General features: G+C 56.8%; 6 protein-coding genes and 5 tRNA genes. 9 read left to right on the forward strand and 2 right to left on the reverse strand.

What is annotated here, in order from left to right; genetic code table 11:
* A partial coding sequence (locus E1297_RS04790; protein ID WP_155134601.1) for a phosphoadenosine phosphosulfate reductase family protein occupies positions 1–486 on the reverse strand: 486 nt, incomplete at its 3' end.
* Positions 487–660: 174 nt separating this feature from the next.
* On the opposite strand from E1297_RS04790, the gene recJ reads away from it, so the two are divergent.
* From recJ to E1297_RS04835, 9 genes are all read left to right on the forward strand, one after another.
* Positions 661–2,361 carry a single-stranded-DNA-specific exonuclease RecJ gene (gene recJ / locus E1297_RS04795; protein WP_155134604.1) on the forward strand — a complete coding sequence of 567 codons (1,701 nt, stop codon included), beginning with the start codon at positions 661–663 and terminating at the stop codon, positions 2,359–2,361.
* Between the two features lie 497 nt (positions 2,362–2,858).
* Positions 2,859–3,404 (forward strand): hypothetical protein, encoded by a 546-nt coding sequence (locus E1297_RS04800; protein WP_244327639.1) that lies wholly within the window; start codon positions 2,859–2,861, stop codon positions 3,402–3,404.
* Positions 3,405–3,419: 15 nt separating this feature from the next.
* Positions 3,420–3,911: a deaminase gene (locus E1297_RS04805; RefSeq protein WP_155134609.1), complete on the forward strand. Its 492-nt coding sequence runs from the start codon at positions 3,420–3,422 to the stop codon at positions 3,909–3,911.
* Between the two features lie 73 nt (positions 3,912–3,984).
* Entirely contained in the window at positions 3,985–4,308 is a 324-nt protein-coding gene (locus E1297_RS04810) for a hypothetical protein (protein WP_155134612.1), read from the forward strand.
* A 340-nt stretch (positions 4,309–4,648) separates the two neighbouring features.
* Positions 4,649–4,723, forward strand: a tRNA-Trp gene (locus E1297_RS04815).
* A gap of 8 nt (positions 4,724–4,731) precedes the next feature.
* Positions 4,732–4,806 (forward strand) — tRNA-Thr (locus E1297_RS04820).
* A gap of 29 nt (positions 4,807–4,835) precedes the next feature.
* Positions 4,836–4,911, forward strand: a tRNA-Thr gene (locus E1297_RS04825).
* 77 nt (positions 4,912–4,988) lie between these two features.
* Positions 4,989–5,066, forward strand: a tRNA-Arg gene (locus E1297_RS04830).
* Positions 5,067–5,151: 85 nt separating this feature from the next.
* Positions 5,152–5,227 (forward strand) — tRNA-Cys (locus tag E1297_RS04835).
* Positions 5,228–5,415: 188 nt separating this feature from the next.
* Here E1297_RS04835 and E1297_RS51225 read toward each other — a convergent pair.
* A complete protein-coding gene (locus E1297_RS51225) occupies positions 5,416–5,736 on the reverse strand; it encodes a hypothetical protein (protein WP_368669462.1) in 321 nt (106 codons plus the stop codon).
* Positions 5,737–5,783: the final 47 nt, after the last annotated feature.

Genomic DNA, 5,783 nt, shown 5'->3' on the forward strand with positions numbered 1-5,783 from the left:
CCTCGCTGCGCGAGGTGCGCTCTTGACCCCCCTTGAAGGAAGGGGTTTGCCGCGCTTCTGGATTACCTGGAGCGTGATCGGCATAACTTTGAGTTCTTCAGTACAGAATCGCGTCATGGTTGACGGAAATCGGCCATTCAGCATGGCGAGATCCAGGAACGGGTTCCCAGTCGGCCTCAGCACCTGGAGCGCCCTCTCGACCATAGCAGTCGGCACGCCGTCCTCTTCCCATTTCTCCTTGACCGTCCTTCTCTTCTTCTCGATGCGCTTGGAGAAGTCGGCCTTCACGATCTCAGCCTTTGGGCCGCCGATCTTCTCGTGAATCCTTTCCACGTATTCATACGTCGCAGGATGCTCGTGGCCCGTGTCACAGAAAATAGCGCGAAAGCCGTCACCACCGAGACATCCCGTTGCGAGGGCGTAGCAGGCCGTGCTGTCCTTGCCGCCCGAAAGGCTGACGAAGTGCTGAACCTTTGATTGACGCATAGTGAATCCTTGTGTAATTCACTCGATGGTGTCTCGGCATTCGGCCATCTTCAAGGATTAAATCAATGCTGGATAGCGAGCCCGGACAGAGGTCATGAATTCGGGCGGGTTAATCCTTATTTTGTTGACAGAAAGCCTCCTATCCGGCATATAGCCCTCTGTACGGAGGTTCTGATGAGTGAATTCGCTAGAATTAAATCCATAAAGGGTCGCGAGTGGGCGTTCGGGCGCGAGGGTGTTCCGGATGGCGATCCAGCAGTCGGCATCGCGGAGATGCGGGGCTTTGATGCCGAGACCTTTCTCAACGCCTCCGTCAAGGACACGATGCCCGATCCCTCTAGACTGAAGGATATGGACCGCGCGGTCTCTGCCTTCTGCGATGCCGTCGAGGCGGGCAAGAAGATCGCTATCTACGGCGACTACGATGTCGACGGCGCGACCTCCACCGCTCTCGGGATCCGCTGGCTACAGTTCGTCGGCATCGAACCCCTCTACTACATCCCTGATCGCATGAAGGAGGGCTACGGTCCGAACTCCGAGGCCATGCGCACCCTGAAGCGCGAGGGCACAGAATTTCTACTTGTTCTGGACAGCGGTACGACAGCTCACGAGCCGCTCGGCGTCGCCTCCGAACTCGGTTTCCAGATCGTGATTCTCGATCACCACGAACCGGATTCAAAGTCTCCTCCCGGCATCCTTGTCAATCCGAAACGCAAAGACGAGGACAGGGCTTACGACTACCTCTGTACGGCGGGACTCATCTTCCTGTTCCTCGTCGGCGTTAACCGCGAAATGCGGAGCCGCGGGTTTTTTAACGCGTCCCGTCCGGCCCCCAACCTCATGAACTGGATCGGGATCGTCGCCTTGGGTACGGTCGCCGACCTCGTTCCACTCGTCGGTCTCAATCGGGCGTACGTGCGGGCGGGATTGCGCCGCATGAAGGATGTCACAGGCATCGCGCAGCTCGCCAAGGTCAACGATCACTTCGACTACGACGAGGTGTCCTGCGGATTCATCTTTGGTCCGTGTATCAATGCAGCCGGCCGGATCGACGACACGCGCCTCGGGGCGAGGCTTCTGTCCCTTGAGAACCATGACGATGCCTTTGACCTCGCCGCGCGCTTGTTCGAGCTGAACGCCCAGCGCAAGGACATGCAGAAGAAAGCCCTCGATCAGGCGATGAAAGAGGCGGAGGAGCGTTCCGACGACAGGATACTGGTCCTCATGAACGAGGAGTGGCATCCTGGCGTCGTCGGTCTTGTTGCTTCCAAGATGAAGGACGCGGTCGACAAGAGCACCATTATTATCGGTCACGGTGGTCACGGCTCGTGTCGCGGTCTCGACGGCTTCAACATCGGCGCTGCGGTTATCGCCGCTCGCGAGGCCGGCATCCTGATCAAGGGAGGCGGTCATGCTCCGGCCGCCGGATTGACGATCGATGCGTCACGCCTCGACGACCTTAGGGACTTCATGAACGAGCGAGCCAAGACTTTCGCCCATCCTCCGGTCACCTACGATCTGAAACTCGCGCCCGGCGAACTAAAGGCAGCACTCATCGACAAACTCGAGCCGCTCCGGCCCTACGGAATGGGCAACAAGAAGCCTCGCATCGCCGTCGTCGGCGGTTGGGTAAAGCGCGTGATCGTGCGTAAGGAGAAGCATATCAACATTGTCGTCAATGGCCCCATTGGGGATACCGAGGCGATGATCTGGAACGCCATAGGAACCCCCCTAGGCGACGCACTCGCGGGATCCGAGGACTTCTACGTCGATCTGGCCGGCGATGCCAAGATCGATACCTACGGTTACCGACGCGCCGTCCTCATCGTCGACGATGCCGTCGTTCACGGAGCCATCGAAGGTGAAGCGGCTTGATCGACTGCCTCTCGCAGGAAAACGGCACCACCCCGCAGGCCCCTACGAGCTCTGGCCTTGCGTTTGTCTTCTCCGAAAGATTCCGGAACTACGCGCGCCGCCTTCAAGCACCTGAAGGAAGAAGGCAGCGAGATTTGGAGCTGCCTAGCGGATCGGTGGAACGAGACCGCTGAATGATTCGAAAAGGCAACCGGGACAGAAGGCCGGGAAGGCTCCGCGAACATATGCATTCACGCGCGCCGTCACGAATGGCGACGGTCAACCGAACGGAGGATGCGGCATGCGAACGAGTGGTAGATACTTCCAGGAGAGAATCTGTGAAGAAACCGAATCCCTCGATCAATCAGATGGAGGCTGCGGCTCGCGCATGAGCTACGCGAGCCGCGCTCTTAACCCCTTCCTTTAGGGCAGGGTAGACGTTAAATGAGGAACGAGATGCAAATATTATGGCTCTTCGTCATCCGAGGTTGGAACTCAGATTCAAATGGAGGCGTGAATTGCCAGTAACGCCAGAGGAAATCAAGACTGCATGGGACGAATGGGGCGCGAATTGCGGTCCGGCTGCAATTGCCGCCGTTTGCCCCATCACTTTGGCCGCTCTACGCCCACACATGGGTAACTATGAAGAAAAGCGCTACACCAATCCCACACTGATGTGGGAGGTGCTTCAAAACATTGGGATGAGGTTCTCCTATAGAGGTGGAGATTTGGGTCAGGGCAACTGGCCTACCTATGGGCTCGCTCGCATTCAGTGGGAAGGACCGTGGACGAAACCTTGTGTGCCTATTCAAGCCCGCTACGGACACACCCACTGGGTAGGCGTTAACGCCCGCAATCGGCGGAACATCAGGATTTTTGATATCAACGCGATTGGAAACGGTTCTGGATGGAGCCTCCTCTCTGATTGGGCGCAGATCATCGTCCCATTTATTCTTGAGGAGTTCGTTCCTCGCGCAGACGGTGGCTGGCACATAACGCACGCCGTCGAACTAGATCCAGCCCGGGCCTTCCGAGCGGGAAATCAACCTCTGGTGACGAAATGAGAACGGAGCCCCGAGATGACGAATCAAAGCCAAATGGACCGTCTTTTCATGCAGAGCGCCATGCAGCTGGCGAAGAACAGCGATGATCGCTCGACGCAGGTCGGCTGCGTGATCACCGATGCCGACGATAAGGTGATCGGAGGCGGCTGCAACTCCTTTCCTCTCGGAGTCGATTCCACCTTGGACGTACGACACGAGCGGCCCGAGAAATACGACTGGATCGAGCACGCGGAGCGCAATGCGATCTTCGATGCCGCAAGAAAGGGGAAGGCACTCAAGGGTTCGAAAATGCACCTCCCCTGGTTTCCTTGTACAGATTGCGCCAGAGCTGTCGTCCAGAGCGGCATCGTTGAACTTGTCTGCCATGAGCCGGACTTCAGCGATGAACGTTGGGGTGAGAAGTTCGTTACCGCCCACAAGATACTCACCGAGGGTGGAGTGAGCATTCGATACGTCGATCCGGAAATCGCGCTCGAAGACTTTCCGGCGGACGTGCCCACCCCTTGAGGGGGCGCGGCTTGTGTTGAAACCGCTTCGCTAAAAATCCACATCCTTCAGAGCGAGGAAGACGTTAAGCGACATGAACATAGCACTCGACTGGGACGGGACGTACACGAGGGATCCAGACGCATGGCGGACATTCATACGCCTGTTTATCGCGGCCGGACACAGCGTCTGGATTGTTACCGCGAGATCCGAACGGACCCCCGTCGGCCCCTTGCCAGACGGCATCAAGGGTGTCATCTACTGCGACATGGAGTCCAAGAAATCAGTGACGGATCGAAACGATGTCGAAATCCATGTCTGGATCGACGACGAACCGATCTTCATTCATAAGGATGCCGAATCCGTTCCGATCTTGTTTCCGAGGGATGACGCGGACGACGGCGCCTTCAAACCTTGATGGGTGACTGCTCCCTGTCCTTTAGGGCGGAGAGCAGCCACCGCTTCGAAAGATCCTCGCCGGAAATCATTAAACACCACCAAAACAAGAAAAATAATTTGTTTGCGTTTTCTATGTTGACATTATTAAGCGACCGCGGCATGGTTTGAATTGTCGTAGGCACGGTGCCTCGACACCTATGAGGATAATTGAATTATGTTCGTGAGAACGTGGACATGCTGGACAAGAACCTGCGGGAACGGCCTTCCCGGTGGGCGATGTCACATGAGGTAACGTCTCTAGACATAATCGCACCCTCGAAGGCTTGGACCGCACGGTTCAGGCCTTTTTTATTGGTTATGCGAGTGTAGCTCAGCGGTAGAGCACCGGTCTCCAAAACCGGGTGTCGGGGGTTCGAATCCCTCCTCTCGTGCCACCAATCCAGCCGGATTAGCTCAGGGGTAGAGCAGCGCTTTCGTAAAGCGAAGGTCGGGGGTTCGAACCCCTCATTCGGCACCAGAGTTTCGCCCCAAGGGGTTCGGGAATTCGCCGTCGTAGCTCAGTTGGTAGAGCGCCTGCTTTGTATCCAGGATGTCAGGGGTTCGAGGCCTCTCGACGGCACCAGAATGAAGTATGTGGTTGGGCAGATAGCTGCCTGACCACATACTTGAAATCCCGGCATCGGGGTTTTAAAGAAATAAGCCTCCGTAGCTCAGTTGGAGTAGAGCGTCGGTTTTCTAAACCGAATGTCGCAGGTTCGAGTCCTGCCGGGGGCACCAAAACAAGGATTGATGGGGCGGCGAAGTGGTCATGCGCTGGGATTAAAATCTCACGGGCCGGATTGCTTCCGCTCCGTCTCCAAAAGGTCCGGTGGCGGAGCGGTTACGCGGTGGATTGCAAATCCACGTCGACGTCGGTTCAAATCCGACCCGGACCTCCAGCCTCCGCCGAAGCCCTGGTGGGCTGAAATGCGGTCAAACTCCCGGAAACCTATCGCCTCTTGATTTTACATCGGCGGCCCGCCGGAGGCTCCTCCGCCGGATCCGTCCCCGCCATCGTTTTCGTCTGTATTTTCCAAGTGGGCGGAAAGACGGTTGAGGTCCTGCCGGAAAAGATCACGCAGATCGTCTACAAGAGCGGCGTTTTCGATGGTTTTTCCACGTTCAGATTAGATCCATACGTGTTGCGCCCCCGGTGCCTGAAGGCCCCGAGTTTTTGAAGTACCTGGGCTGTTTCCAGCTCCAGGAAAGCAGGCCGAATTCCTTCGTACGGATTTGTCATTCGCCGGATGAGGGCCACGTGCCAATCTTGTGTTTTTTGAACACGGTTTTGGTCGACCGTTGCCGCGATCTTTTGCGTGACATTCTCGTATCCCGTGTAGATTTTCTCTACGTGGCGAGCACCTTGGTTAGCTTGTTGGCTTCGATCTCCACTTCCTGAAGGGCGAATTCAATATCAATAAGGTCTCGGCGCATCCACGGCTTCCGACAGTAGCT

This window comes from Roseibium sp. RKSG952, assembly GCF_009711355.1.

Excerpts from the sequence above, each read along its gene's own strand:
- E1297_RS04805 (WP_155134609.1), top strand. The coding sequence starts at position 3,420 with ATGACGAATCAAAGCCAAATGGACCGTCTTTTCATGCAGAGCGCCATG.
- E1297_RS04810 (WP_155134612.1), top strand. The coding sequence starts at position 3,985 with ATGAACATAGCACTCGACTGGGACGGGACGTACACGAGGGATCCAGAC.
- recJ (WP_155134604.1), top strand. The coding sequence starts at position 661 with ATGAGTGAATTCGCTAGAATTAAATCCATAAAGGGTCGCGAGTGGGCG.